Origin of the sequence: Geobacter anodireducens (assembly GCA_001628815.1) — a bacterium.
Classification (GTDB): domain Bacteria; phylum Desulfobacterota; class Desulfuromonadia; order Geobacterales; family Geobacteraceae; genus Geobacter; species Geobacter anodireducens.
In genome coordinates this window covers 451,181-477,875 of sequence record CP014963.1, presented here as the reverse complement: position 1 = coordinate 477,875, position 26,695 = coordinate 451,181, and the positions used below count along the sequence as shown (strand labels likewise).

At 64.9% G+C, this 26,695-nt stretch carries 20 protein-coding genes, 1 tRNA gene and 5 pseudogenes; 17 read left to right on the top strand and 9 right to left on the bottom strand.

The window, feature by feature from the left end; translation table 11 throughout:
* Nucleotides 1-118: 118 nt before the first annotated feature.
* Nucleotides 119-1,987, top strand: a complete 1,869-nt coding sequence (locus A2G06_02210) for a PAS domain-containing sensor histidine kinase (protein ID ANA39393.1) — start codon at nt 119-121, stop codon at nt 1,985-1,987.
* On the opposite strand, the gene A2G06_02205 is transcribed toward A2G06_02210, so the two are convergent.
* Together A2G06_02205 and A2G06_02200 are read right to left on the bottom strand one after the other, a co-directional pair.
* The gene (locus A2G06_02205) at nt 1,977-4,355 is read right to left on the bottom strand and encodes a diguanylate cyclase (GenBank protein ANA39392.1); all 2,379 of its coding nucleotides are present in this window, start codon (nt 4,353-4,355) and stop codon (nt 1,977-1,979) included. The genes A2G06_02210 and A2G06_02205 overlap by 11 nt on opposite strands.
* Nucleotides 4,356-4,476: 121 nt before the next feature.
* A pseudogene (locus tag A2G06_02200) lies at nt 4,477-5,479 on the bottom strand (transcriptional regulator).
* A gap of 335 nt (nt 5,480-5,814) precedes the next feature.
* Here A2G06_02200 and A2G06_02195 point away from each other — a divergent pair.
* The 6 genes and pseudogenes from A2G06_02195 to A2G06_02170 all read left to right on the top strand — a co-directional run bounded on the left by A2G06_02195 (nt 5,815) and on the right by A2G06_02170 (nt 11,542).
* A complete protein-coding gene (locus tag A2G06_02195) occupies nt 5,815-7,050 on the top strand; it encodes a histidine kinase (GenBank protein ANA39391.1) in 1,236 nt (411 codons plus the stop codon).
* A 16-nt stretch (nt 7,051-7,066) separates the two neighbouring features.
* Nucleotides 7,067-8,427 (top strand): annotated as a pseudogene (locus A2G06_02190) (sigma-54-dependent Fis family transcriptional regulator).
* A 183-nt stretch (nt 8,428-8,610) separates the two neighbouring features.
* Nucleotides 8,611-8,958 (top strand): hypothetical protein, encoded by a 348-nt coding sequence (locus A2G06_02185; protein ID ANA39390.1) that lies wholly within the window; start codon nt 8,611-8,613, stop codon nt 8,956-8,958.
* A gap of 28 nt (nt 8,959-8,986) precedes the next feature.
* Entirely contained in the window at nt 8,987-9,499 is a 513-nt protein-coding gene (locus A2G06_02180; protein ID ANA39389.1) for a hypothetical protein, read from the top strand.
* A gap of 47 nt (nt 9,500-9,546) precedes the next feature.
* Complete coding sequence (locus A2G06_02175; protein ID ANA41570.1) at nt 9,547-10,407, top strand: hypothetical protein; 861 nt, start codon at nt 9,547-9,549, stop codon at nt 10,405-10,407.
* 94 nt (nt 10,408-10,501) lie between these two features.
* Complete coding sequence (locus A2G06_02170; GenBank protein ANA39388.1) at nt 10,502-11,542, top strand: cytochrome C peroxidase; 1,041 nt, start codon at nt 10,502-10,504, stop codon at nt 11,540-11,542.
* Between the two features lie 64 nt (nt 11,543-11,606).
* On the opposite strand, the gene A2G06_02165 is transcribed toward A2G06_02170, so the two are convergent.
* Both A2G06_02165 and A2G06_02160 read right to left on the bottom strand, forming a co-directional pair.
* Nucleotides 11,607-11,682: transfer RNA gene (locus A2G06_02165), tRNA-Phe, on the bottom strand.
* Between the two features lie 98 nt (nt 11,683-11,780).
* The gene (locus A2G06_02160) at nt 11,781-12,344 is read right to left on the bottom strand and encodes an elongation factor P (protein ANA39387.1); all 564 of its coding nucleotides are present in this window, start codon (nt 12,342-12,344) and stop codon (nt 11,781-11,783) included.
* 98 nt (nt 12,345-12,442) lie between these two features.
* On the opposite strand from A2G06_02160, the gene A2G06_02155 reads away from it, so the two are divergent.
* From A2G06_02155 to A2G06_02110, 10 genes and pseudogenes are all read left to right on the top strand, one after another.
* Nucleotides 12,443-12,640 (top strand): RNA-binding protein, encoded by a 198-nt coding sequence (locus A2G06_02155; GenBank protein ID ANA39386.1) that lies wholly within the window; start codon nt 12,443-12,445, stop codon nt 12,638-12,640.
* 13 nt (nt 12,641-12,653) lie between these two features.
* Nucleotides 12,654-13,894 (top strand): annotated as a pseudogene (locus A2G06_02150) (hypothetical protein).
* Nucleotides 13,891-14,964: a peptidase M48 gene (locus tag A2G06_02145; protein ID ANA39385.1), complete on the top strand. Its 1,074-nt coding sequence runs from the start codon at nt 13,891-13,893 to the stop codon at nt 14,962-14,964. Before A2G06_02150 ends, A2G06_02145 begins: the two are co-directional and overlap by 4 nt.
* A gap of 47 nt (nt 14,965-15,011) precedes the next feature.
* On the top strand, nt 15,012-15,752 hold the full coding sequence (locus A2G06_02140; GenBank protein ANA39384.1) for a beta-ketoacyl-ACP reductase: 741 nt from the start codon (nt 15,012-15,014) through the stop codon (nt 15,750-15,752).
* Between the two features lie 135 nt (nt 15,753-15,887).
* A pseudogene (locus tag A2G06_02135) lies at nt 15,888-17,092 on the top strand (beta-ketoacyl synthase).
* Between the two features lie 11 nt (nt 17,093-17,103).
* Nucleotides 17,104-18,129 (top strand): beta-ketoacyl synthase, encoded by a 1,026-nt coding sequence (locus tag A2G06_02130; GenBank protein ID ANA39383.1) that lies wholly within the window; start codon nt 17,104-17,106, stop codon nt 18,127-18,129.
* Complete coding sequence (locus tag A2G06_02125) at nt 18,122-18,511, top strand: hydroxymyristoyl-ACP dehydratase (GenBank protein ID ANA39382.1); 390 nt, start codon at nt 18,122-18,124, stop codon at nt 18,509-18,511. Before A2G06_02130 ends, A2G06_02125 begins: the two co-directional genes overlap by 8 nt.
* Nucleotides 18,508-19,131 carry a cell envelope biogenesis protein LolA gene (locus A2G06_02120; GenBank protein ANA39381.1) on the top strand — a complete coding sequence of 208 codons (624 nt, stop codon included), beginning with the start codon at nt 18,508-18,510 and terminating at the stop codon, nt 19,129-19,131. The genes A2G06_02125 and A2G06_02120 overlap by 4 nt, the downstream gene beginning before the upstream one ends.
* 13 nt (nt 19,132-19,144) lie before the next feature.
* A pseudogene (locus A2G06_02115) lies at nt 19,145-19,833 on the top strand (hypothetical protein).
* Entirely contained in the window at nt 19,834-22,383 is a 2,550-nt protein-coding gene (locus A2G06_02110) for an RND transporter (protein ANA39380.1), read from the top strand.
* Nucleotides 22,384-22,434: 51 nt separating this feature from the next.
* Here the strand turns inward: A2G06_02110 and A2G06_02105 are convergent, their stop codons facing one another.
* The 5 genes from A2G06_02105 to A2G06_02085 form a co-directional block, all read right to left on the bottom strand.
* Nucleotides 22,435-22,887, bottom strand: a complete 453-nt coding sequence (locus tag A2G06_02105; protein ID ANA39379.1) for a hypothetical protein — start codon at nt 22,885-22,887, stop codon at nt 22,435-22,437.
* Nucleotides 22,888-22,989: 102 nt separating this feature from the next.
* Nucleotides 22,990-23,826 (bottom strand): 1,4-dihydroxy-6-naphthoate synthase, encoded by an 837-nt coding sequence (locus A2G06_02100; protein ID ANA39378.1) that lies wholly within the window; start codon nt 23,824-23,826, stop codon nt 22,990-22,992.
* A complete protein-coding gene (locus A2G06_02095) occupies nt 23,826-24,557 on the bottom strand; it encodes a futalosine hydrolase (protein ID ANA41569.1) in 732 nt (243 codons plus the stop codon). The genes A2G06_02100 and A2G06_02095 overlap by 1 nt, the downstream gene beginning before the upstream one ends.
* 5 nt (nt 24,558-24,562) lie before the next feature.
* On the bottom strand, nt 24,563-25,972 hold the full coding sequence (locus A2G06_02090; protein ID ANA39377.1) for a two-component sensor histidine kinase: 1,410 nt from the start codon (nt 25,970-25,972) through the stop codon (nt 24,563-24,565).
* A 3-nt stretch (nt 25,973-25,975) separates the two neighbouring features.
* Complete coding sequence (locus A2G06_02085) at nt 25,976-26,650, bottom strand: DNA-binding response regulator (protein ID ANA39376.1); 675 nt, start codon at nt 26,648-26,650, stop codon at nt 25,976-25,978.
* Nucleotides 26,651-26,695 lie beyond the last annotated feature (45 nt).

Genomic DNA, 26,695 nt, shown 5'->3' with positions numbered 1-26,695 from the left:
GCCGGAACACCGGCCACAATGGGCATTCTGCTCCTTGCGAAGCCGGCTTGAAATGATATGGTACCTGTGACCCGAACTCCATCAGCAGGGTCAAAACAACAACTGATCATCCCCACACATGACCAGCTCCGACCTCGTATCGCGAAGCGCCCGCTTCGCCCTGGTGATGCTGCTTCTCGCCGCGCTCGTCCTGACGAGCCGCGTCAACTATCTTCTATTTCATACGCTTACCGAAATCGTCACCGTGGTCGCGGGATGCGGCATCTTCATGGTTGCCTGGCACGCCCGGCGGCAGATCGATAACCACTGCATCCTGCTCATCGGCGTCTCTCACCTGTTCGTGGCGATCATTACCCTGTTCCACGCCCTGAGTTACCCGAGAATGGGGATCTTCCCCGGCGCGGGCATGAACCTCCCCACCCAGCTCTGGATCGGCTCGCGGCTGCTCCAGGGAACGTCGCTGGCGCTTGCACCGCTGTTCGTCAGAAAGCGGCTCAGTCCCGCCGCGGCCGTTACCGCCTACGCGGCCGTGACGTCCTTCATCCTGCTGTCGATCCTGCACTGGGACATCTTCCCCACCTGCTTCTCGGACGATGTGGGGCTCACCCCGGTCAAAAAGGGAGCCGAGTTCCTGGCCGGCATCTTCATCCTCGCTGCCCTGACAGGCTTGCTGACCAAGCGCCGGCACTTCGACTCCCGGGTGTTCCGGATGCTTTCGCTCTCCCTGGTCTTCCTTGCGACAAGCGGCTTCGTTTTTGCCCTCAACACCGGCATCTCCACCCTCATCGGCATGACGGGGCACCTCCTGACGCTCGGCGGCTTCGTGCTCATCTACCGCGCCATGGTGGAAACGGGGCTGGAGCGCCCCTACGATCTGCTGTTCCGAGACCTGAAAGAAAGCGAGAAGCGCTACCGCAGCCTCTACCACAAGACCCCGGTCATGCTCCACTCCATTGACCGGGAAGGGAAAATCGTCAATGTGAGCGATTTCTGGCTGGAAACCCTCGGCTACCGGCGCGACGAGGTGCTGGGCAGGCTTTCCGCCGACTTCATGACCGACGAATCACGGGCGTACGTGCTCGGCACGGTCGTGCCGGAATTTCTCCGGTCCGGATGTACCAGGGATATCCCGCTCCACCTGCTGACCAGCAGCGGGAAGGTCATCGACGTCCTTCTTTCGTCTGAGTCTGAACGGGACGATGAGGGAAAAATCGTGCGATCCCTGTCGGTCATGACCGACGTGACGGAGCAGCGGAGTGCGGCCCGGCAGATCGAACGGCTCAACGAAAGCCTCGCCTCCCGGGCCATGGACCTGGAAGTGGCCAACGGCGACCTGGAGGCGTTCAACTACAGCGTCTCGCACGACCTGAGATCCCACCTGACCGTGATCCGGGGATTCAGCGACGTTCTGCTCGAAGTCTGCGCGGACAAACTCGACGACGAATGCCGCAGCTACGTGCGTCACATCGGGGAGGAGACGGGGCGCATGAACGGTCTCATCGGCACCCTGCTCGACTTCTCCCGCGTGGCGCGCGTGGAGTTGGAACGGGTGCCGGTCAGTCTGAGCACGCTGGCCGAGGAGATCGCCCTGGAACTCAGGATGAAGGACCAGGAGCGCATAGCAGAGTTCACCATTGCCGAGAACGCCGACGTGACCGCCGACCCGGGGCTCATGAGGGTCGTGATGGAGAATCTGCTGGGCAATGCCTGGAAATACACGGGCAAACGGGAACGGGCCGTGATCGAATTCGGCAAGGAAGAGGTGGAGGGGAAAACCGTGTTTTTCGTCCGGGACAACGGAGCGGGGTTCTCGTCACAACAGGCCGACAAGCTCTTTCTTCCCTTCCAGCGCCTCCACGGCCGGAGCGAATTCCCGGGACACGGCATCGGCCTCGCAACGGTCCACCGGATCGTCTCCCGCCATGGCGGCACAATCTGGGCCCAGGGGGAAGAGGGTAACGGGGCAGTATTCTATTTTACGCTGTAATGCGGCAGTCAGTCGCGGATGGCTCCAGAGTGCGAATGCGCTCCTCACTCATCTGCCCCGGCACGCCATCCCGGAGCGCCCGGAGGTCCAGGCACCTCTCCTCCCGTAGCAGTTCCTCGCATCCCTCAGCGGTAAGCGGCCTGCTGAAATAGTATCCCTGCACTTCCTCGCAGCCGTGCCGGCAAAGGAAATCAACCTGCTCAAGGGACTCGACCCCTTCGCCGACGGTCTTCATGCCGAGGCCGTGGGCCATGGTGATGATGGTCCGCACCAGGATAGCGTCGTCCGGATCGCTCGCTATGTCGCGGATGAACGATTGATCGATCTTCAGGTTCGTAATCGGGAACCGCTTGAGATATCCCAGGGACGAATAGCCGGTGCCGAAATCGTCCACGGCGATGTCGATCCCCATGTCTGCCAGGGAACGGAGGATCGACACGGACTGCTCGGCCCGCTCCATGAGGAGGCTTTCGGTCAGCTCCAGCTCCAGCCAGCGGGGATCGAGGCCCGTTTCGGCCAGGACGTCGGCGACCATCTGGATGAGATTTTCCTGGCGGAACTGCCGGGCCGAAAGGTTCACCGCCATCCTCAGTGGCGGGAGCCCCGCCTCCTGCCACGCCTTGTTCTGGGCGCAGGCGGTGCGCAGGACCCACTCGCCGATGGGCACGATGAGCCCCGTTTCCTCGGCCAGGGGGATGAACCTGGCCGGCGACACGAGCCCCATCTCCGGGTGGTTCCACCGCACCAGTGCCTCCACGCCGCTGATCCTTCCGGTCCGCAGATCGACCCGGGGCTGGTAGTAGAGCAGAAACTCCTGTTGCCGGATCGCCCGATGAAGGCTCGTCTCCAGGGCCATCCGCTCGAAGACCCGCGTGTTCATCTCCTCTGAATAGAACTGGTAGTTGTTTTTCCCCTGCTCCTTGGCATGATACATGGCGGCATCGGCATTCTTGAGCAGCGCGTCCACCGTGTCGCCGTCGGAGGGGAAGAGGGCGATGCCGATGCTGGCCGTGATGTAGAGCTCGTGCCCCATGAGCAGGAACGGCGTGGAAAAGAGGCCGATCAGCTTCTTGGCCACCGTGGTCACATCATGCATTTCCTTCACGTTGGGAAGGATGAGGATGTATTCGTCCCCTCCCAGCCGCGAAACCGTGTCCCCGCCGCGCACGCAGTTGCGCAGACGGTTGGCCACGGCCTTGAGCAGCATGTCCCCCACCGTGTGCCCCAGGGTATCGTTGATCTTCTTGAAGTTGTCGAGATCCAGGAACATGACGCCGATGGGATTGCGACGGCGGGAGGATTCCAGGGCGAGCGCCTGCCCCAGGCGGTCCTGCAGGAGATTGCGGTTGGGAAGGCCGGTCAGGGGGTCGTGGTTGGCCTGGTAGACCAGTTGTTCCTCGTAGCGCCGCTGGTCGCTGATATCGTTCATGATGCCGATGTAGTTGGTGACCGCGCCATCACGGTCGCGCACCGGCGCCACGTAGAGCTCGTTCATGAACTGGCTGCCGTCCTTGCGGTAGTTGCGCAGGACAAAGTAGCCTTCCCTGCGCTCCTCCAGGGCCATGGCCAGCTTCCTGAGCTCCACCTGGTCCCGGTCGTTCCCCCTGAGAAAGCGCGGGTTCTTCCCAAGGACCTCGTGCCCGGCATAGCCGGTCATCCGCTCGAAGGCGGGGTTCACGTAAATAATCAGGTTCTCGCCATTGACCGCGTCGGTGATGGTGATACCGTTCACGCTCGACTCGATGGCCCGTTTGAAGACGAGGAGATTCTGCTCGTCCCGCTTGCGGGCGGTGATGTCGCGGACAATGCCGATCACGGCCCGGCGACCTTCAAAAACGATCCGGCTGACAGAGAGGTCGGCAACGAAGCGGTTGCCGTCCCGGCGGATCCCTTCCAGTTCATAGGCGAGTTGGCGCGTGCCCTGGCCGCCGGATGCCTGCGCCGCGAACCGGAAATAGCCCCCGTCGGCCGACAGCAGGCAGTCGATGGCCATGCCGGCGGCCTCGGCGTCCCGGTAGCCGAACATCCGCTCGGCGGCCGGATTGAGGGAGCGGATCATCCCGTCTTCCCCGAAGGTTATCACCCCGTCCACCATCTGGCGGAGGAGCACCTCCTCCCGGAAGACGGCCGCAACGGCCGTGCGGCGCAGGGGGCGCACGATGAAGGCCCACAGGAACGGCGCGCCGAACGTGACGAGCCCCAGACTGTCGATGAATGCCTCCACGAACTCGACTTCGCGCCCGGTGACATGGGGCAGAACCGCCATGAGCAGCATTTCGATCAGAAACATGATCAAAAGAAGCACGATGAACTGCCGCACCGGTGAAGGAAGGCGGTGGTGGAGTGCGGAGATTTTTGTGAAATCCATGCAGAGCTCCGCTGAGAGGGGAATAGCCCGCCCGGTCTGCGCAAAAACGGGACAAGTGACACTACTCATACGTATCGGCATCCGTTGCGCAAACTTTACCGTCTTCCGTCATCGATGCCCGTCAGCCGTCGGAGGAAGCGTAGCGGGCGGCCACGGCGGCGGCAGTGCGGGCCACCTCGGCCCGCAAGTCGGGAGGAGAGAGGACCTCGGCATGGGCACCGTAGGAGAGGATCCAGGCGATGATCTCCATGCGGCCGCCGGCGGTGAAGGAGAGGACGCAGGCGCCGTCGGGCTCCATGCGGACCTCCTGGGTAGGGTGCCAGATCCGGCTGCGGACCGTGTGGGCAAGTTCGGGCGAAAAGCGGATCGCCACGGGCAGGGGTTCCTCCTCAACGATCCCGAAGGCATCCCGCAGCCGTTCGGCCGGCCGGTAGTCATCGGGGATCTCGAACCGCTCGCGAGTCACCTCAACGGAGGTGATCCGCTCGGCGGCAAACGTGCGCAGCGCCCGCCGGTTGTGGGCGTAACCGACCAGGTAGAGCCCTCCCTTGTAGAAGACCAGAGTATAGGGGTCCACCTCGTACAGGGCGGACCGCCCCTGCCCCTTGGCCTGGTAGGCGAGCCGCACCCGGTACTGGTAGATGAGGGCATCGCGCAGGCTGCGCAGCCCATCCCCCACCCGCGAATAGTCGCGCCGTCCCTGCAGAAGCGGCACGGACACCTCGGCAATCCGCTCCATATGGGCTGCGTAGCGTGGGGGAAGGACCGAGCTCACCTTGCGGAAGACCGCATCCAGGTCCTCCCGGAAGGGGGTACCGTCAAGAAAATGAAGCTGGGTGCGGAAAAACGAGAGTGCCACCAGTTCCTGAAGGGTAAAGGTAATGGGGGGAACGTCCCGGAATCGGGTGATGAAGCGGTAGACCTTGCGCCCCTCTTCCCAGTCGGAGATCAGGGGATATCCCGCCTCGTGGATGGCGGCCAGGTCACGGTGATGGTGCGGCGGTCCACGCCGGTTTCCTCGGCCATTTCGGCAATGGTCACGCCGTGCCGCGCTCGATGAGGCGGATGAGGTCATGGACCCGGGCTGCCTGGGAGTACTTCTTCGCCGGTTTTCCCTTTTTCATGGGGCACCTCCTGGGAAAGGGATGATAGCCCGGAACAAAAGGCGGGGAAAGCGGAAAAGGGGTCTCCGGCCAGCGGGGTGATAGCGGCGAGGCCGAGCGGATTGGAGAAAACATTCCAGGCGGCCGTCAACGGCATGGGCATATACTGCGCTTGACATGATTGGCATATTTTCATTGAAAACTACACACCAGTCCACGCATAATGACTGCGCTGCCCCTTCCGGCCCCCCACGGACCGTTCGGGGCGAGGCATGAATATGCATTTGCACGGACAGCCGGCAATGCTATAGTACATGCAAATAAACGGATTTAGCAAACTCAACAACGACAAACGTATGCGCGGCACTATCGTTTCCCTCATCGCCCTTGCGGCCGGAGTCATCCTGTCACTGCTTCTCGGCTGGTTCGCCGTGGGAAACTACCGGAGCGCCCGCCCCATTGCCGAAGGGAACCTCCGGGGGCTCGCCCTTTCGCTCACGTCGGCGCTGGAATCGATTGCGGCCCGCGACTCGTCCCTGACTTCGCTGGCCGCCTTTCGCGCCCGGGACATCGCCTATGTCTCGGTCATCGACCGCAACGGCACCATCGTCTTTCACTCCAATGCCGACCTGATCGGATCGCGGGTGACGGATCAACGGTACGAGACGGTTCTCGGCGGACGGGGCCTGGCGGAAAACCGCATCAGGCTCGGCACGGGCGAAGAGGTGTACGAATATCACTCTCCCCTCCACCTCCCCGGCCGGACCCTGGCCCTGCGCCTGGCACTTCACCCCTGGCGGGCCGATGCGGTGATCCATCGGGCCAGGGTCGGCATGGTGGTGCTGTTTTCGCTGCTGACGGCAGCCTGGACGATGGGGGTGCTCCTCTATCGCCACGCCCGCCAGGCCCAGGAGCACCGGCTGGAAATGATCCGCCGGGAACGGCTTGCGCAACTGGGGGAAATGGGGGCGGTGCTCGCCCACGAGGTGCGTAACCCCCTGTCCGGGATCAAGGGCTACGCCCAACTGCTCATGGAGCGGAGCAACGACGATGGAAACCGGGAGTTCTCCGCACTGATCGTCACCGAGGCGATCCGGCTCGAATCGCTCGTCAGCGACCTTCTTGCCTACGCCCGGCCGGAGCCCGGGCCAGAAGGGCCGCTCCAGGTAAACGCGGTGATTGACCATGTGCTGGCACTGGTGGGCCCCGAAGCGCGGGCCGCCGGCGTCACCATTGCGGCATCCCTTGCCGAAGGATTGGCCACCAGAGGGAACGAAGCGCGGTTGGAGCAACTCATTCTCAATCTGGCAAAGAACGGCATTCAGGCCATGCCGGACGGGGGAAAGCTGGCCGTTGTCTCCCGGCGCGAAGGGAAAACGGTGGAGATCAGCGTGGCAGACCACGGCCACGGCATTGCCCCCCATGACCGGGAGCGGATCTTCACCCCGTTCTTCACCACAAAGGCCCGGGGCAGCGGCCTGGGGCTGGCCGTCTGCCGCAAGATAGCCGAAGCACACGGGGGGAGCATCAGCGTAGCGGACAATCCCGGCGGCGGCAGCGTTTTCCGGGTAACACTCCCCCTTCACCGATGAGAGGCAGACCGCACCCATGACGACACGCGTACTCATAGCCGAAGATGACAGCACCTTCCGGGGATTTCTCAGGACAGTCCTCAAGGGGGAGGGATACGACATCCGGGAGGCCGCTGGCGGGGAAGAGGCCTTGGCCCTGCTGCGCCGCGAATCCTTCGATCTGGTCCTCTCCGACCTGCGGATGCCCGGCATCGGAGGGCTGGAACTCCTCCGGGCGAGCCGCGAGGACCCCTATCCCCCGGCGTTCGTCATCCTGACGGCCTTCGGCACCATCGAGGAAGCAGTGGCCGCGGTGAAAGAGGGGGCAGCGGATTTCCTCACCAAGCCCCTGAAGGACCCGGACACCTGCGGGTTCTCGTGGGGCGGGTCCTGTCCGGGAAGAGCCGCGAGCGGGAATACCTGGCCCTCAAGGAAACCGAAACGGCGGGACTCCCGCCGGAGGATCTCATCTTCGCCGGCGAGGCCATGGTCCCGGTACGGCGACTCGTGGGAGAGGTCGCCCCCACCGGCACCACCGTGCTGATAAGCGGGGAAAGCGGCACCGGCAAGGAGCTCATCGCCCGGGCCGTGCATCTCCTGTCACCCCGACACGGGGCCGGCTTCGTGGCGGTGAACTGTGCGGCAATCCCCGAACCCCTGCTCGAAAGCGAGCTGTTCGGCCACGAGCGGGGGGCCTTCACCGGCGCGGTCCAGGCCCGGCGGGGAAAATTCGAACTGGCCCAGGGGGGAACTCTCTTTCTGGACGAAATCGGGGAACTCCCTCTCCCCCTTCAGGCGAAGCTCCTGCGGGTCCTCCAGGAGCGGGCCTTCGAGCGGGTGGGAGGAAACCGGGAAATCCGGGCGGACGTGCGGGTAGTGGCTGCCACCAACCGGGATCTGGCCGTTGAAATCCGCGAACGGCGCTTCAGGGAAGACCTCTTCTATCGCCTGAACGTATTCCCCGTCGCGCTCCCCCCATTGCGGGAGCGCCGCGACGCCCTGCCGCACCTGGTGAACTGGTTCATCCGTCGTTTTTCGGGCATGACCGGCAAAAAAATCCGGGGCATCGAGCCCGATGCCATGGCGGCCCTCAAGCGCTACCCCTGGCCCGGCAACATCCGCGAACTCCAGAACGCCATCGAACGGGGAGTGATCCTCGCCCGACACGCCCTGACCCTCGACGACCTCCCGGACACCTTCAGGGCACCCCTTCCCGCCGGACAGGAGGGGGAAGGAGTTCTCAAGGGGGTGGAGCGGGAGGCAATCCTGGCCGCCCTCAAAAGCTGCGGCAACAATCGGCGACTGGCCGCCGAAAAGCTCGGCATCTCCCGGCGCACCCTCCAGTACCGCCTTCGGGAGTACGGGTTGGTGGGGGATGATCGGGACGGTGCAAATTAGTCGTGAACACGTGCACATTCTGCACTAAAGCAACCCGGAAACACCAGGGGCACTACGCAAAAACATCAACCATTTCAACACACTGCAACAGACACCAATCCCTGGCATGGTGCGTGGAACAGAGATCGGCAGCGATTGTCGATCCCGCATCGACACCACTAACCACACAGGGAGGAAGAAGAAATGACCGGAAAAGTACTTGCAGTGGCAGTGATGGTGGCAGCAGGAGCCCTTGCCCTCGGCGGCGAGGCCATGGCCCGGGGCGGTAAGGGCCCCATGGCCGGCCAGGGGACCGGAGACCGGCTCCAGCTCCGCGACGGAAGCTGTCTCAGCAGCACGGCAACGGCGGCGTCCGCCGCAACCTCGTCCCGCCAGCAGCTCCGTGACGGCAGCGGAACCGGCACCGCTCGCCAGGGCGTCGGGACGGGAGCCATGAGGCGCCTCGGCCCCGGCGACGGCACCGGCAACGTCACCCCGCCCCAGGACGGCATGGGCTACGGCTCATCCTATACCGGCAGGACCGCCCAGTAGTCGACTCATCAACAGGCAAGGAACCACCATGAACAGAGGCCGCTCGACCCTCATACTCACGATTCTTGTCCTCCTGGCCCTTTTCCATGCGGGAAACGCCACGGCAGGCTGGGGATTCGGATTCGGCTGGGGATGGGAGAAGAGCGGCCTCGACCTTGATGAAGGCTACGACCTCAACACGGTCGTCACGGTGACGGGCACCATCGCCTCCGTCGAGCCGGGCGGCAACGGCACGCATATGCTCGTAACGATCAAGGAGGGGGAAGACACCGTTGTCCTGGCGCTCGGTCCGCGCTGGTACTGGAATGAAAACGGCTTCCCCCTGAAACCGGGCGATCGGCTTACAGCCCGTGGCGCCAAGGCCATCGGCAAGGACGGCACCATCTACCTCCTGACCCAGAAGGTCGGCAACAGTTCAACCGGCGGGGAAACCGTCATCCGGAGCGATGCGGGGCGCCCCTTCTGGTCCGGAAGCGGCCGTGGCAACACGACCCGCCCGACCTCTCCGGTGAGACGTGGAGGGGGGCGACACGGGAGATGAAGCGGATGAATGGAACAACAGCGGCTATGTTGTGGCGCGGAAGGCTCATTCTTTCGCTTTTTGTCGCGTGCGCCCTGCTTTGCATCAGCCGTCCGGCAGCCCTGGCCGCCGAACGGCGGGACGCTCCCGTCGAGGGACGACGGGGCGCCGTGGGGCTGGGGGTCGACTTCGCGACAGGCGACTACGGCAGCGGCACCAGCACCGATTTCATCGCCGTGCCCCTCATCGTGGACCTCTACCCCACCGAACGGCTGGACCTGGAACTGATTATCCCCTGGGTGTACCAGACCAATGGCGACAATGCCTACGGAACGGTCATGCCCTACCGGCAGGGGTATGCCCGCGGCGCCGCCACGGCAACGGGCACCCGGTTCCAGGCGGGGGCCGGCGGCAGCTCCGGCTCAACGGCAGGCGGATCAGCGGGCTCGGCCAGCGGCCTCGGCGACATCACCCTCACGGCCGGCTACATCATCATTCCCGAGGGAACGGTGGTGCCCCGGGTACGCCCACTCATCTACCTGAAGTTCCCCACCGCCGACGAGAACAAAGGGCTCGGTACCGGTAAATTCGACGCGGGCGGAGGCCTCGCGCTGGACAAGTGGCTCGGAGACTGGCGCCCCTTCGGCGAGGCGGTCTGGATCGTCCAGGGCTCCTCCGATCTCTACGCCACCAAGGATTACCTCAGCTACGAGGCCGGTCTCGGCAGGCAGTTCACGCCATCTCTGTATGCTGCGATCCTCGGTCGTGGCGCAACGGCCCCGGCAGAGGATTCCGACGCGCCATTCGAGGGGCGTCTCAAGGGGGTCTACGCCGTTGGTTCCATGGCCCTTGAAGGCTATGTGGCGGCGGGGCTGTCCGACGCCAGCCCCGATTTCGCCGCAGGACTGACGGTTTTCTATGACTTTTGACAGGCAGGGAGCAGCAGTCCGGTCGTCTTGCGCAACCGCCGTGCTGCTCTATACTTAACCCTGTCAATTCATTTCACGTTCAGGAGGAACTCGAATGAAAACCCGGAATCTCGCATGGGGAATGGCCCTCACCCTGGTGGCGGGCGTCGCCTGGGGGAAAGAGGATGTCATGAAACGTGCGCAGGGGCTCTTCAAGCCGATCCCTGCCAAACCGCCGGTCATGAAGGACAATCCGGCCAGTCCGGCCAGGGTCGAACTGGGGCGGATGCTGTTCTTCGATCCGCGGCTTTCGGCATCGCACATCATCAGTTGCAACACCTGCCACAACGTGGGCCTGGGCGGCACCGACCTCCTGGAAACCTCCATCGGCCACGGCTGGCAGAAGGGACCACGCAACTCCCCCACCGTGCTCAATGCCGTCTACAACATCGCCCAGTTCTGGGACGGCCGGGCCGAGGACCTGGCTGCCCAGGCCAAGGGGCCGGTCCAGGCATCGGTGGAGATGAACAACAAACCCGAAAACCTGGTCGCCACCCTCAAGAGCATTCCCGGCTACCCGCCCCTGTTCCGCAAGGCCTTCCCGGGGCAGGGCGATCCGGTCACCTTCGACAACGTGGCCAAGGCCATCGAGGTCTTCGAAGCAACCCTCATCACCCCCGACGCCCCCTTCGACAAGTACCTGAAGGGCAACCGCAAGGCCATCAGCACCACGGCGGAACAGGGACTCGCCCTCTTCCTGGACAAGGGGTGCGCAGCCTGCCACAGCGGCGTCAACATGGGCGGAACCGGCTACTTCCCCTTCGGTGTCCGTGAAGACCCGGGGCCGGAGGTGCGGCCCGTGGACGACACCGGCCGTTTCAAGGTGACCAGCACGGCCGCGGACAAATACGTATTCCGCTCGCCGAGCCTGCGCAACGTGGCCATCACCATGCCCTACTTCCATTCGGGCAAGGTCTGGAAGCTGAAAGACGCCGTCAAGATCATGGGAAGCGCCCAGCTCGGCACCACCATCACCGATACGGAAGCCGAGAAGATCGTCACCTTCCTCGACACCCTCACCGGTGCGCAACCGAAGATCATGCACCCGGTCCTGCCTCCCAACTCGGACGATACCCCCAGGCCGGTCAGCAACTGACAGCGTTATGCCCGGCAACGAAAAAAGGCTTCGCGGAAAACCCGCGAAGCCTTTTGATGTTGAATGGTGCCCAGAGACGGAATCGAACCGCCGACACGAGGATTTTCAGTCCTCTGCTCTACCAGCTGAGCTATCTGGGCGAAAAGAGCTTTAGGTTATAAACCGAAGCGGGAATTGTGTCAACCCTTTTTTCGCGCGTGCCCGGAACCGGCAGGGGTGTTCAGCCGGACACCGGGGCTCAGGCGCGGGAGATGAACCGGCAGTCACGGGTGTCGACCTTGATCTTCTCGCCAACCTCAAGATAGGGAGGGACCTGGAGAGTGAGGCCTGTTTCGAGAGTGGCCTCCTTGGTCTGGGCGGTGGCGGTGGCATTCTTGATGACCGGCGGGGTGTCGGTGATGGTCAACTCCACCACCTGGGGCGGATCAACGCTGACGAGCCGCTCCTGGAAGAGGCCGAGGACCACCTCGGTGCCGTCGAGAAGGTAGGGCTGGATCACCTGGAAGGACTCGGCGCCCATCTCGAACTGCTCGTAGGTCTCCAGGTCCATAAAGACGCCATGGTCGCCGTCGGTGTAGAGAAATTGCCCCTTGTGGCGCTCGAATTCGGCCTCTTCCACCTTGTCGCCGGAGCGGAAGGTCTTGTCGAGCACCTGGCCGGTCAGGAGGTTGCGGTGGCGGGTCTTGACCATGGTGCTGGCACCCCGGGCGGACGGGGATTGGAAGTGGACGTCGAGGATGAGGCACGGGGCGTTGTCGAGTTTGATGACGAGGCCGCGCTTAAAATCGGATGCGGTAAGCATGGTGTCGTTCTCCCTGGGTAAAAAATCTCGCTATTCTTACCAGAAAAATGCTACAAAGACAACCGTATGAACGGGGTATGAGGCCCCGCGGAGAGCCCATGAAGATCGACACCGACCACATCAAGCTCGACAGTTTTCTCAAGGCGGCGAACCTGGTTGCCAGCGGCGGCGAAGCCAAGATCCTCATCGCAGAGGGTGCCGTGCGGGTGAACGGCGAGACGGAACTGCGCCGCGGCCGCAAACTTCGCCCGGGAGACCGGGTGGAGATGGCGGGCGAGTGCGTCATCATCGAGTAGCCAAGGAGCGGCTGTGGACCGTGAGACCGTAAGCTGCCCCGCGTGCGGGTTCAGCAGGGAGATGCCGGCCGGGACCATCCCCGGCGGCGCCCGGGTCACCTGTCCCCGGTGCAGGGATACGTTCATGTTCGCCCGAGGCACTGCTGCCGGAACCGACCCGGTTCCGGCGATCGCGTCTCCGCTGGGTCCGGAAGCAGCCGTTGCCGCCCCGGCGGCCCCGTCGACTGCGCGCCCCCGGACCCTTCGCTTCAGCTTCACCGGCACGGCCAGGGAATACTTCGGCATCTGGATCGTCAACACCCTTCTCAAGATCCTCACCCTGGGGGTCTATTCGGCCTGGGCCAAGGTCCGCAAGCGCCGCTACCTCTATGGCAACACCATGCTCCACGGCGCGCCCTTCGACTACCTGGCCAATCCCCGGGCCCTGTTCCGGGGCTGGCTCATCGGGGTGCTGGCCTTTCTGCTCTATACCCTGGGGACCAATTACAGCCCCACCCTCTCCTTCGCCGTCGGCGCCTGTTCTTCGCGGCCGTGCCGTGGCTCGTGGTCCGCTCGCGCCTCTTCAACCTCCGCAACACGAGTTACCGCAACCTGCGCTTCACCTTCCGGGCCGACTACCGCCAGGCCTACCTGGTCTACGGTCTCCTCTCCCTGCTGGTGCCGCTGACCCTGGGGCTCCTCTATCCCTACGCGGCCTACCGGCGGAAACGGTTCCTCGTGGAAAACTCCGGCTACGGTACGACCTCATTTTCCTTCACCACCACGACCAGGGATTTTTACCTCCTCTACCTCAAGGCCGTGGCCGGCTTTGTCGCGATCGTGACAGTGGCGGTCCCGCTTCTGTTCCTGGCCGGGGGGGCGTTCCTGTCTGCGGGCACGGGGGGCCCCTGGCGACTGGCAATCGTGCTGCCGGCGTTCCTCATTCCCCTGACCTACCTCTATTTCGCCATCTATGTCAGCACCAACGAGACGAACCTCACCTGGAACGGCACGCAGGTGGCAGACGCCCGTTTCACCTGCTCGCTCCGGGCCCGTCACATGGCATGGCTCTATCTCTCCAATGCCGTGGCCATCTTCCTGACCATGGGGCTCATGATCCCGTGGGCCACGGTGAGGGTCCTCCGCTACCGGATGGAGAGCCTGACCGTCCTTGCAACCGGAGATCTGCAGGAGTTTGCCGCGGCACCGGCCGAGGAGGTGGCGGCCACCGGCGAGGAGATCGGCGACATCTTCGGTATCGACGTGGCCCTATGAGTGAAGCACGCGGTCTGTTCTACGACGGGATCAGTTCAGCCCAAACCGCGGTAACGCTGGTTGTGGAGAGCAAGAACCTGCGGGTGCGGGGAGAGGGAGTGGAGCGGACCTGCTCCATCCACGAGGTGACGGTTTCACCCCGGCTGGCAACGGTCCGCCGTTCCATCCGCTTCCCCGACGGCGCCCTCTGCGAGCTCTCCGACGAACGGTTCGCGGACGGCCTTCTCCGCCGCCAGGAAAGGGGACGAAGCTCGGCAGCGCTCCACCGGTGGGAGAAAAGCCTGCCCCGCGCCCTCGCGGCCCTCGTCCTGACCGTCGCGGTCATCGCGGCTTTCGTGACGTATGGCATTCCCGCCCTGGCACGAAAGGCGGCCTTCGCCATCCCGCCGTCCACCGAAGAATCCCTGGGGCGGGAAGGGCTTGCACTCCTGGACCGGATGGTGTTCACCCCCTCTCAGCTTCCGGACGCGCGCCGTCGGGAGCTGACCCGCCTCTTCGCCCGGATGACCCGCGAGCTGTCCTACGCGGGAGGATACCGGATCGAATTCCGGCGGAGCGACCGGCTCGGCGCCAATGCCCTGGCGCTGCCGTCGGGGATCATCGTGGTGACCGACGGCCTGGTGACGCTGGCAAAAAACGACGACGAAATCGTTGCGGTCCTGGCCCACGAGATGGGGCACGTGCGCAACCGCCACGCCCTGCGCCATATCCTCCAGAATTCCGCCACCGGGCTTCTGCTGGCAACCATCACCGGCGACATCACCTCGGTGACATCCCTGTCGGCAGGGCTCCCCACGGCTCTGGTCGACGCCCGGTTCTCCCGCGGGTTCGAGGTGGAGGCCGACGACGCGGCGGTCGAATATCTCCGCGGCAAAAGGATACCGCTTTCCCGGTACGCAGATGTCCTGGCCCGGCTCGAACGGGATCACCAGCGCAGGGCCGGGGAAGGAGAGGACCGGAAGAAAGAGCGCTCGCTCAGCGACTACTTCTCCACCCATCCGGCCACCGACGAACGAATCAGGCGCTTCATGGCGAACGGCGGCGGAGCAGACGCTCCCAGGGGTCGTTGACAGCCATCACGCGGGGCATCGCCCCCACTGACAGGAGAGACAATCCCATGGAATTCAAGGATAGCATCGTGGTCGTCACCGGCGGCACCCGGGGGATCGGCCGGGCCATTTCCCTCCACTTCGCCCGGCAAGGGGCACAGGTGACCGCCGCCTACCGCGCCGACGAAGAGGCGGCCCGCACCCTGGAAGCCGAGGCAGCGGGGCTGCCCGGCTCCATTGCCACGATACGGGCGGACGTGAGCACGGCAGAGGGGGCCATGGCCGCCATCGACGCGGCGAGCAGGGAGAGCGGCACCCTCCACGTCCTCGTGAACAACGCGGGGATCATCCGGGACGGCTACCTGGCCATGATGGCCGAGGACGACTGGGATGCGGTCATGCGGGCCAACCTCTCCCCCCTCTTCCACTGCTGCAAGTGGGGGGTGCGGAAAATGCTCGCCAGACGGAGGGGCGCCATCATCAACCTCTCCTCCGTGTCGGCCTTTGCCGGCACTGCCGGGCAGACCAACTATGCCGCAACCAAGGGAGCCGCGGTCAGCTTCACCAAATCCCTGGCCCGGGAAGTGGGTCCCCTCGGCATCAGAGTGAATGCCGTGGCGCCGGGGCTCATCGAAACGGAAATGATTGCCGGCATGAAGCGGGAGATGGTCGACCGGATCGTGGAAGGCAGCATCCTCGGCCGCACTGGGCGCCCGGAGGAAGTGGCCGAGGCCGTGGCCTTCCTGGCCTCGGACCGGGCATCCTACATAACCGGCCAGTGCCTGGTGGTCGACGGCGGAATCCTCTGACAGGCCGTGCCACACCGGCGGAGACCGGCAACTTTTCTTTGCCTTCGCCGGACCGTCCGGCTACAATATCACCATCTGGCAGTTATCCACTAAACGGGCCTTGCCCGGCCCGTCGAGCCGTTTGAACGAATTACGATGGACAAAACCAGCATCGCCATAACCGGCCTCGGCATCTTCTGCGCGGCCGGCAAAGACCTGGCCTCCTTCACCGACGCCCTCCTGCACGGACGCAGCGGTATCGGTCCGGTGGATCTTTTCGACGTCTCGCCCTTCCCTTCTCACATCGGAGCCCAGGTGCGCGACTATTCCCCCCTGGACTACTTTGACCGGGCCGACGCCCGGCGGCTTTCCCGCACCGACCAGTTCGCCGCCGTTGCAGCGGCGGAGGCCCTTGGCATGAGCGGCGCCGGGAAACACTACGATCCCTTTACCGTGGGGGTCTGCGTGGGAGCCGGTGCATCGGGGATGATCCACGGCGAGGCGTGGCTCCGGGACCGGCTTGCGGGCGGCAGGGGACGGCCGGGTGACCTGCGCTGCATCCTGCCGGACCGAACCACCACTGCCCTGGCGGAGCGTTTCGGCCTCTGGGGCTACCAGGGAAGCATCACCACCGCCTGCTCCTCGTCGGCCACGGCCATCGGCTGGGGTGCCGACCTCATCGCCACGGGACAGCTCGACGCATGCCTCTGCGGCGGGAGCGACACTCTCTCCATCCTCACCTATGCCGGCTTCAACTCTCTGCGGGTCGTCGATCCCGAGCCCTGTTCCCCCTTCAGCCTGGGCCGCCAGGGAATATCCCTCGGCGAAGGGGCGGCCTTCGTGGTCCTGGAACGGGAGGAGACGGCACGCAGCAGGGGCGCCCGCATCTACGGCCGCGTTCTGGGCTATGCCCTGGCCGGTGAGGCCCATCACATGACCGCACCGGAGCCTCCGGGTCGGAAGCGGCTCGGGTAATGCGGGCCGCCCTCGACAATGCGGGGGTTGCTGCTGGCGAAATCGGCTGGGTTAACGCCCACGGCACCGGCACCCCCCTCAACGACGCGGTGGAAAGCAAGGCCATGAAACTCGTGTTCGGCACTGACGTGGAGCGCGTCCCCCTGGTCTCCACCAAGGGGATGACCGGCCACTGCCTGGGCGCCGCCGGCTCCATCGAAATCGTCGCCACCGTAACGGCCCTGGGGGCGGGGATTATCCCCCGGACCCTCAACTTCCGGGGGAGCGATCCGGAGTGCGACCTGGACTACTGCCACGACGGCCCCCGGCAGAGCTCGGCAACCGTTGCCCTGTCCAATTCCTTTGCCTTTGGCGGCAACGTTACCTCGGTGGTGATCGGACGATGAGCATCCCGTCAATGGACATAGCCGTCACCGGCCTTGCCGCCATCTCCGCTGCCGGGGTGGGAATCGAACCGCTATGGGAGACGATGGCACAGCGCCAATGCCGCCTCACCCCCGTCCCCGTCGAAGTCCTCGGCACGGGAGGATATCTCTGGGGCAAGGCGGACGCCTTCAGGGCCGCAGACTTCATGCCCCCCCTCAAGGCCCGCAAGTTCGACCGGTGCAGCCTCCTGGCCACCGTGGCCGCAGGCATGGCCCTGGCCGATGCCGGCATCGACCCGAAGGGGGGCGACCCCACACGCATCGGCATTGCCCTGGGCTGCGGCTTCGGCGGCATCGCCAATTCCGTGGAGTTTCTGAGCGGCTACTTCTCCAGGGGAGTGGAGGGGCTCGTGCCCATGCTCTTCCCCAACACCGTTGCCAATGCCGCCGCCAGCAACGCCTCCATCGAGCACGGCCTCAAGGGACCCAACGTGACCCAGGTGCAGCGTTTCTGCTCCGCAGAGGCCGCCATCCAGATGGCCTGCCGCTTCCTGGAGGAGGGGCGGGCCGATGTGATGCTGGCCGGCGGAGTGGATGAGTTGACCCCGCTGATGATGGCCGGTTTCCGGGCCGCGGGCCAGTTGCGGACCTATGCCCGCTCCTTTGGCGAGGGGTGCGGCATCCTGGTCCTCGAGCGGCGGGACCATGCGGAGCGGCGCGCCGCCAGGCTGCGGGGCAGGATCACGGGACTGCGGACCGTGGGCATGCTGCCCGCCGGCCGGGAACGGGAGGCGGTCGACCGGCTCATGCCACCCGCTACACCGGCCCTGGTGTCGTTCTCGGGGGCCGCAGCCGACAATACAGCCCTCACCACCCCGCTTCCTGCCGTGCCGGCCATGGAACCGGGCAATCTTATCGGACGCTCCCTGGCCATGGGGGGCCTTGCCCTGGCCGCCCTCCTGCTGGTCCTCCCCGAAGATGCCCGGGGGCTCCATCTGGCGGCTTCGCCCGAGGGCCCGTACCACGCCATCGACGTCACCGGGGGTATGCGTGCATAGCCCCGCTCCGTGGGACTTCCTGCCTCACCGCTATCCTTTTCTCGTCCTCGACCGTATAATCGCCAGGGAGCCCGGCCAATCAGCCACGGCCCTCATGCGGACGACCGCCGGTACGCGGGGATGCTCCCCCCTGCTCCTGCTGGAGGCCATGGCCCAGTTGGGCGGCATCGCCGCGGCGGACGACGCAAACGGCGGCGGCATCCTCGCAGCCGTTGACCACGCCGACTTTCACGGCACGGTGGAAGCGGGAAATTCCCTGACCGTCTCCGTGACGGTCGTGAAGTCCTTCGGTCCCCTCCACCTGGTTGCGGGCGAGGTGACGGCCGACGGGCGCCCGGCCGCCTCCGCCACAATAACCCTCAAGGTAGGAACCCCTCGATGATAGCAAGCCGACTCGCACGCATTCTGTTCGCGTTCGTACTCCTGGCGCTGGCCGTCCCTGCACCCGGCCACGCGGCACGGATCTCTCCGCGGGAAGGACTCGAATTCCTCCGCTCGGCCTTTGCCGGGGTCAACGACTTCACCGCCGAGATCACGCAGGAAAAGCAGATCGCCCTTATGAAAAAGAAGCTGGTGACGAACGGGATGGTCCGTTTCCGCAAGCCCGACAGCTTCATGATGGAACTCAATCCCCCCCACGCCAGCCGCGTGTTGCTGCGGGACAACGTCATCTCCACCCTGCTCCCCGCCGACGGAGTCCGGCAGAAGATCGTGCTTCCTCCCGACGAAGGGCTCGCCCGCTGGTTCGCCCTCATGGAAAAGCCGGTCACATCGGTCCCCGACGGGGTCGCCGTCCAGGCGGAGCGGAACGGCGACGCCGTCACTATTTCCATAGCCCCCTCCCAGGGACGGGGAGTGAAGAACCTTCAGGTCATCCTCGCCACCGACGGGAAACTGAGGCGGGTGGTCATCGAAGAGCAGAACCGGGACCGGACCGTCATCTCCTTCCGCAATGTCCGCCGGAACGTGGGGCTCACCGACCGCGACTTCAGGATAGAGTGAGGGTGCTGCCGCCATGAGACGACTCGCCCTGTTCCTCATCCTTGCCGTCGCCCTTGCGGCCGGCTGCGCCACGGTGCCGCAGCCCCAGGTGCCTCTCGAACCGGGGGCCAGGGTGGAAACCCTGGCCGCCACGGTCTCCCTCTCGGTCAAAACGCCCGACGGGAGCACCGGCGGCAACGGCTATCTCCTCTATCACCGCCCCGACCGCTTCCACATGGTCATGCTTACCCCCTTCGGCACCACTGCCCTGGAATTTTTCGCCGCTGGCGAGCGGATCACCATCCTGCTCCCCTCCAAGGGACAGGCCTATGTGGGAACCTTCGCCGACCTGCCGGCCAAGGGGGGGCTCCAGGGGTGGCGCATGATGCAGTGGGTGGTGGAAGGTTCCCCCCTCTACCGTCCCGAAGCGGCCGGGCGAACCGAAGAGCAGACGGACGACGGCGGCGTCACCCTCGCCACCTATGGCCCCGATGGACTTCTGGAGCGCAAGCGTTCGGCGCGTGGAGAGGTGATCTACCGGAACTACCGCTCCCTGGGGGGGGTGCCGTTTCCCGCCCAGGTCGAGTTCAGCGACAGCCACGGCGTGCGGGTGAAGATAGCCTTCGACGAGCCGGAGGTGAACGCTCCCCTTGACGAGTCGGCGCTCACCCCTGCCTGGAGGGGATGACGGTCATGCCGCTGGCAGGCCTGAAGGGGCTCTAGGTGCGGCGTCTCGTCGCCCTTGTCCAGGCTGCCATCGGCCGGCACCTGGCATGGATTTTCCGGGTCACCTGGCATCACCCCCGGACGACCCTGGCCGGCTCGCTCCTGGCCCTCTGCCTGGCCATCGCCTCCATCGCGGGCCTCCGCTTCGAATCGGACATCTTCAAGCTCTTCCCCACTGACCGGGGAGCACTTCGCCTCTTCCTGGACACCCTGGAATGGACCGGCAGCGCCGGTGAGGCCTACCTCCTCCTGGAAGGGGAGCGGGAGCGGCTTCCCGCCGAGGCCGAAGCCCTGGCCACACGGCTCCGGGCCCTGCGGGTGGACGGCGAGCCAGCTCTTCGCTCGGTTTCCTACCGGGTGGTGGAACCTGCCGACCTGCCCGATTTCGCGGCTTTTGTCGGTCGGGCCGTAACACTGCCCCAGCTCTTTCTCGCCCCCGGCAAGGTGGACGAGTTCGCGGCCCGCCTGGAGGCGTACGAAATGGATAGGGCCCTGCGGCGGGCCACGGCAGAACTGGCCGCCGGTGGTGGGGTTGGGAGCCGGGACCTGGTGGCCGCCGACCCCCTGGCCCTCCGCGAATTGATCTTGCCGCGCCTCCAGGAGGCAAGCCAGGCCCTGGACCTGGACCCCGAGTCCCCCTACTTCCTCTCCCGGGACGGACAACTCCTCGTCATGATCGCTGAGCCGGCCCGGCCGGTGCAGGACATGGCATTCGCCCGCAAGCTCGTGGCGGGCATCAACGAGGCACGGGCAGCCGTGGGGCCGGGCGTTTCGGTTTCCTGCGCCGGGGCGCACCTCTCGGCTGTCATTGATGAAGCGGTCATGAAGCGGAATATCCTCGCCTGCATCGCCTCATCCCTGGCAGTGGTTCTCGGGCTCTTCTTCATGACCTACCGGCGGATGCTGCCGACCCTTCTCATCCCTGTCATCATCGCCTTCGGCACGGTCATGGCCCTGGGCACGGCGGGGCTCATCCTGCCGTCGGTCCATATCATATCCTTCGCTTTCACGGCTCTCATCATCGGCCTCGGCACCGACTACTCCATTCACCTCTACGACCGCTACCGCACGGAGCGGAGTGCGGGCCGCGACGCCGAAGAGTCCCTGCGGCTCGCCGTGGTCGACACCGGCCACGGCGTCTTCACCGCCGCCACCACCACGGCATTTCCCTTCCTTGCCCTGGTGATTTCCGATGTGCGGGCGCTCTCAGAGCTGGGACTCCTGGTGGGACTGGGGGTCCTCTACTCGCTCTATGCCACCTTCTTTTTCCTGCCGCCGCTTCTCATCTTTGCCGAGCAGCGCGCCCCCGACGCACTTCACCCACCCCTCCCGAGCCTGGGGCTCACCCGTCTCTGGCGCCTGACCCAGCGCCGGCCCCGGACCATCGCGTTCATCTCCCTGGCCGCCGTTGCCGGCCTTGCCCTGGCGGCCTTTTCCATCTCTTTCGAAGGGGATCTGAAAAATCTGCAGCCGCGGCACTCGGAAGCGTTCCTGACCCAGGAGCGGATCGAACGCCACCTGAGCATTTCCCCCAGCCAGATGCTGGTGGCGGTGGAGGGGGACGATCTTGGCGACGTGATGCGACGGGGTAGAGAGGTTGCGGCTCTGGCCGAGGAGTACCGGCAACGCCGGGAACTGGTGGCCGTCACCTGGCTCGGCAGCGTGATGAACGGCACAGGGGAACAGCAGCGGGTGCTGGAGCGGCTCCGGCAACGGCCGGCAGTGCGGGAGGCGCGTGGAGAATTGGGGCTGGCGCTTGAACGGGCAGACTTCGACGCGGCCATGTTCCCCGAAGCCCTATCCGGACTCGGCCGGCTCGCCACAGCAGGGCCGGTACCAATGGCCGAGGCCGTGGCGCTCCTCAGGAACTCTCCCCTCGGCGGGATGGTGGACCGGTTCCTGGTGGAACGGAACGGCCGCTGGCATCTCCTCATCACCCTGCACTATCGGGGCGATGCCTTTCCCCAGGAGCGTTTCCTGGGCGAACTGGCGGCCCTGGCCCCCCAGGCGCGGACCACGGGGCCCGACCTCATCAGCCGCCAACTGGCAGAATCGGTTCGGGGAAGCTTCATGGAGGGGTTCGCCATTGGCGGAATCCTGATCCTTTTCCTCCTGGTGGTCCACTTCGAATCCCTGGCAGGCATCGCCGCATCGCTCCTGCCGGTCTTTGCGGGGGTGGTCTCCATGCTCGGCCTCATGGCCGCCACCGGCATGAAGATCAACTTCATGAACGCCATGGTCCTGGTCACCATCCTTGGCATGGGAAGCGACTATGGGCTCCACGTCTACCACCGGCTGCGCGAGGGAGATGGCAGCGAAGCAGGCGACCGCTATGTCCAGGCGGGCCGGGCGGTACTCCTTTCCGCCCTCACCACCGTGGCCGGGTTCGGCTCCCTGGCCTTCACCGACTACGGCGCCATGTCGTCCATCGGCTGGGCCACCAACTTCGGCATCGGCGCCACGGCCTTCTTCGGCCTGGTGGCTCTTCCCGCTTTCCTGGCGCTTCGGCGCAACCGTAAACCGGCCCGCCTCCCCGCAAAAGAATAGGGCCGACATCGCTGCCGGCCCTATTCCCTGTTTCGCCCAAAATGTGTTGTTTCAGGATGCGGTTTCGTCAAGGGTGATGATACGTACCTGCGTCACCCCCTTGCCGAGAAATCCGAGCCTCCTGGCCGCTTCCCGGGAGAGGTCGATGAAATGGTTCACCCTCTTCCGGCAGCGATCGGTTATGGTGACCGTCACCTCCCGGTCGTTGGCCAGGTTCACCACCTTGACCCTGGTACCGAGAGGGAGGGTGGGGTGTGCGGCGGTGAGCTTCTTCGGATCGTACCGCTTCCCCGATGTCGTTCTTCTTCCGTGATAGCGCGTGGCGTAGTACGAGGCGGTCCCCCTGACCCCCTCGTCGGCCGTGGCCTCGACCGCGGCCTCTGTGTCCGATGTTTCCTGTGCTGCGATTTCCTCTGCTTGCAAGGACAGTGTCTGGATCTGGAAGAACGCCTGACAGAGAATGATCAGGATGGCCAGGCGCCCTTTCCGGAGTGCAGATACCATAGGCACCTCCTTCTGGGCGAGGCACTCCTATAGCACGGCCGCGGGGGACAGGTCAAGCCAAAAGAAGGCTAACTCCGCGCAATACCGTTTAAATTCAGCCGGTTAAAAGGGGACGAACAGCGGCGCGTCCGACCGGGGAATCACTCCCGCGGCCTCGGCCCGGGACAGGAGCTCAATCACGGCAGCCTCCCCTTCGGGACCGAGCTGAAGGGAAAAATCATTCACGTAGAGGTCGATGTGGGCAGTGCAGACTTCGTCGCTCATCTCCTGGGAATGGGCGCGAATGTAAGCCTTCGCCTCGCCGGGGTTCGCCTGGGCAAACGCCACGCTCGACCGCAGCGCCTGCTCCACGGCGATGATGGTCTCCACGCCCAGGTCGCGCCGGGCAACGATCCCTCCCAGGGGGATGGGACAGCCGGTTTCCCTCTCCCACCACTCCCCCAGATCCATAAGCTTGGTGAGGCCATGGTCACGGTAGGTGAAGCGCGATTCGTGGATGATGACCCCCGCCGCCACCTCGCCCCGCGCCACGGCCCCCATGATCTCGTGGAACGGCATGAACACGAGGGTGTCGATGGCGGGGTCCGCAAGGCGCAGCAACAGCGCAGCCGTGGTGAAGCGCCCCGGCACGGCCACGGGCTTCCCCCTCAGGTCGGCAAGGGTCGACGCCCCCCGCGTCACCACCAGGGGGCCGCAACCGCGCCCCAGCGCCCCTCCCGAGCGGAGCAGGCAGTAACGGTCGCGCAGATACCCGAGGGCGTGGTAGGAAACCTTGCAGATATCCAGAGCTCCCGCCAGGGCGAGACCGTTCAGGGTCTCCACGTCTTCGAGCCGCTCCCGGAAGGCAAGCCCGCTGGTGGGCACGCGTGCGTGGATCAGGCCGTAGAAGATGAAGGTATCATTGGGACAGGGCGAAAAGCCGAGCGAGAGCGCGTCCATCACTGTTCCTCCCCGCAGGTTTCGAGATATTTGAGAACGAAGCGCTGGGCCTTTTCCACGGCCAGGGGCAGGTTCCAGCGGGAGAGGTCCCGGTCTTCCACCATGTTACTGATCCCCCGGACCTCCAGGCAGTCGACGCCGTAGTCCAGGGCGACCTGGGCCATGGCGGCCCCTTCCATGTTTTCACAGATGGCGTCGAAGCGGCTGGCCAGTTCGTCGCCGCGGGCCGTAGTGCCGCTGCAGGTCGAGACGGTGACGAACTTTCCCCGGCGGATCGGGATGCCGAGGGCCGTGGCCAGTTGGACCGCCTGCTCGGCGGGATGGAGAGAAAGCGGGAACTCGTTGAAGTAGCGCACCCCGTTGCGTTCAACGGCAGGGATGCCGATGAGATCGAGGCCTTCCCACCCCCGGGGGGTGAGAACTCCCTCGTCACCGGAGATTTCGGCTGAGGCGACGGCCAGATCGCCGACCCGGAGGCCGCCCGCGGTGTAGGCGCCGGCGCAGCCGGTGTTGATCACCAGGCGGGGGATGAAGTTCTCGAACAACGCGGCAAGGGCAGCCGCGGTATTGACTTTGCCGATGCCGGTCACGGCCAGGATCACAGGCAGTGCCCCCACCTTGCCGAGCCAGGTGGGACGGCGACCGGCGCCCCCGTGCTCCCGGGCGCCGAGGCTTCGGATCGCCAGCGTCAGTTCCTGCCGGGTTGCGGCAACAACGAGGATCGGGTCCATGGGGGTCATCCGGTGACGATCCGTGGCAGCAGGACCGTGAAGACGCTCCCCGTGCCCGCTTCGCTCACCACCTCGATGCGTCCTCCGTGAGCCTCCACGAACGTCTTGACCAGGGAGAGGCCCAGGCCGCAACCGCCGTCGGCCCGGTTGCGGGCCTTGTCGACCCGGTAGAACCGCTCGAAGATGTGCGACAGATCTTCGGGGGGAATGCCCGGGCCGCTGTCGATGATCGCTACGCGGGCACTGTCGCCGGTCGTATCGACCACCACGGAGATCTCTCCTTCGGCAGGGGTGTACTTGACGGCATTGTCCAGCAGATTCATGAAAACCTGGCGCAGCCGAAGCCAGTCGCCGAGGATGGTAACCGGCTCCTGCCCCACGAAGGCGATGCGGAGATTCTTGTCCGGTGCGATGAGACGCGACTGCTGAACCAGTTCGGCAAGGAGGTCGCTCAGGTCCAGGTCGGCGAGTTCCAGCTTGACTCCCCCCTCGACCCGGGAGAGCTCCAGGAGCGTCTCGATGATCTTGGACATCCGGTTGATCTCTTCCAGGTTGCTGCGTAGAAGCTCGCGAAACTCCTCCGGCTCCTTGGCCCACTTGAGCCCCACCTCGGCCTCGCCGCGCAGAATGGTGAGAGGAGTCCGCAGCTCGTGGGAAACGTCGCCGGTGAATTGCCTGATCCGGTTGAAGGCGTTTTCCAGGCGTTCCAGGGTATCGTTGAACGTGGTGGCGAGCCGGCCGATCTCGTCCTGGGGATTGATGACCTCCAGGCGCAGTCCCAGGTTTTCCGCCGTAATCTTGCGGGCGCTGCGGGTGATCAGGTCAACCGGTTTCAGCGCCCTGCCCGCCAGGAACCATCCGCCCAGGCTCCAGAGAATAAGAGCCAGGGGGATGGAGACGGCAAAGACCAGCTGGACCTTTTCAAGGGTCTCAGCCGGTCCCCGCATGGATGTGCCGACCAGAACGATCTGGTCGAGCCGGCTGTCGGTCATGATGGGGTACACGATGGTGCGGACCGGATAGACATCCAGGTTGACCCTGGTCTCATAGGAAACCTTGCCGGCCTGGACGCGCCGCAACGCGGTCTTGCCCAACGGGATGCGGAGCTCCTCCATGCTCTTGGACGAGGCGGCAACCGCGCCGGAGCCGTCGAGCACCTGCACGTGCTTGCCCGTCAGGCGCGTGCCGATGAAGTCTTCGAGCACCTGGTCGAAGACCGACGGCGCGGCATGGCGGAAAGGCTCCAGAGTGGGGCTTGCCACGGCCTCGGCCACGGTCAGCAGTTCACGGTCGATCTCCTTGTTGAGCTGATTGCTCAGAACCAGGTAGATGAAGGAGCTGAACAGGACCAGAATGACCGCGAGCGTCACCGCATACCAGAGGGTGAGCGAAAAGCGGATTGACCTGAAAAACAACGATCAATCCTCCTCCTTCAGGATGTAGCCCACACCGCGGACGGTGTGGATGAGCTTCTTGTCGGACTCCCGGTCGATCTTCTTGCGCAGGTAGTTGACGTAGACATCAATGATATTGGTGAAGCTGTCAAAGGTGTAGTCCCACACGTGCTCGGCGATCATGGTGCGGGTAAGGACCTGATTGGGATTCCGCATGAAGTACTCGAGCAGCGAATACTCCTTGGCGGTGAGATCGATCTCCTTGTCCTTGCGCCAGACCTTGTGGGTCACCGGGTCGAGCCGCAGGTCGGCAAAGCGGATCTCCGCCCCGCGATCCTGCTCGCTGCGGCGCACCAGGGCCCGGACCCGCGCCAGAAGCTCAGCAAAGGCGAAGGGCTTGGTCAGGTAGTCGTCGGATCCCGAATCGAGGCCGGCCACGATATCCTCCACCGAGTCCTTGGCCGTCAGCATCAGAACCGGTGTGCTGTTCTTGCGCTCCCGCAGTTCGCGTACCACGCTGAGGCCATCCTTCTTGGGAAGCATCACGTCGAGAACGATCAGGTCGTAGCCCTTGTCCAGGGCCATCTTGAGCCCCTCCTCGCCGTTGAACGCGGCATCGACCTCATACTTCTCCTCCTCAAGCCCCCGCTTGATGAAGCTGGACACCTTCTTCTCATCTTCGACCACGAGAACCTTCATTGAGCGCTCCTTTCTTGACTCCGTCTCCGCCCATCGGGGCGGGTT

Bases quoted from the DNA above. Each gene is read 5' to 3' on its own strand.
- A2G06_02210 (ANA39393.1), top strand. From the start codon at position 119: ATGACCAGCTCCGACCTCGTATCGCGAAGCGCCCGCTTCGCCCTGGTG.
- A2G06_02205 (ANA39392.1), bottom strand. From the start codon at position 4,355: ATGGATTTCACAAAAATCTCCGCACTCCACCACCGCCTTCCTTCACCG.
- A2G06_02195 (ANA39391.1), top strand. From the start codon at position 5,815: ATGCGCGGCACTATCGTTTCCCTCATCGCCCTTGCGGCCGGAGTCATC.
- A2G06_02185 (ANA39390.1), top strand. From the start codon at position 8,611: ATGACCGGAAAAGTACTTGCAGTGGCAGTGATGGTGGCAGCAGGAGCC.
- A2G06_02180 (ANA39389.1), top strand. From the start codon at position 8,987: ATGAACAGAGGCCGCTCGACCCTCATACTCACGATTCTTGTCCTCCTG.
- A2G06_02170 (ANA39388.1), top strand. From the start codon at position 10,502: ATGAAAACCCGGAATCTCGCATGGGGAATGGCCCTCACCCTGGTGGCG.
- A2G06_02160 (ANA39387.1), bottom strand. From the start codon at position 12,344: ATGCTTACCGCATCCGATTTTAAGCGCGGCCTCGTCATCAAACTCGAC.
- A2G06_02155 (ANA39386.1), top strand. From the start codon at position 12,443: ATGAAGATCGACACCGACCACATCAAGCTCGACAGTTTTCTCAAGGCG.
- A2G06_02145 (ANA39385.1), top strand. From the start codon at position 13,891: ATGAGTGAAGCACGCGGTCTGTTCTACGACGGGATCAGTTCAGCCCAA.
- A2G06_02140 (ANA39384.1), top strand. From the start codon at position 15,012: ATGGAATTCAAGGATAGCATCGTGGTCGTCACCGGCGGCACCCGGGGG.
- A2G06_02130 (ANA39383.1), top strand. From the start codon at position 17,104: ATGGACATAGCCGTCACCGGCCTTGCCGCCATCTCCGCTGCCGGGGTG.
- A2G06_02120 (ANA39381.1), top strand. From the start codon at position 18,508: ATGATAGCAAGCCGACTCGCACGCATTCTGTTCGCGTTCGTACTCCTG.
- A2G06_02105 (ANA39379.1), bottom strand. From the start codon at position 22,887: ATGGTATCTGCACTCCGGAAAGGGCGCCTGGCCATCCTGATCATTCTC.
- A2G06_02100 (ANA39378.1), bottom strand. From the start codon at position 23,826: ATGGACGCGCTCTCGCTCGGCTTTTCGCCCTGTCCCAATGATACCTTC.
- A2G06_02095 (ANA41569.1), bottom strand. From the start codon at position 24,557: ATGGACCCGATCCTCGTTGTTGCCGCAACCCGGCAGGAACTGACGCTG.
- A2G06_02085 (ANA39376.1), bottom strand. From the start codon at position 26,650: ATGAAGGTTCTCGTGGTCGAAGATGAGAAGAAGGTGTCCAGCTTCATC.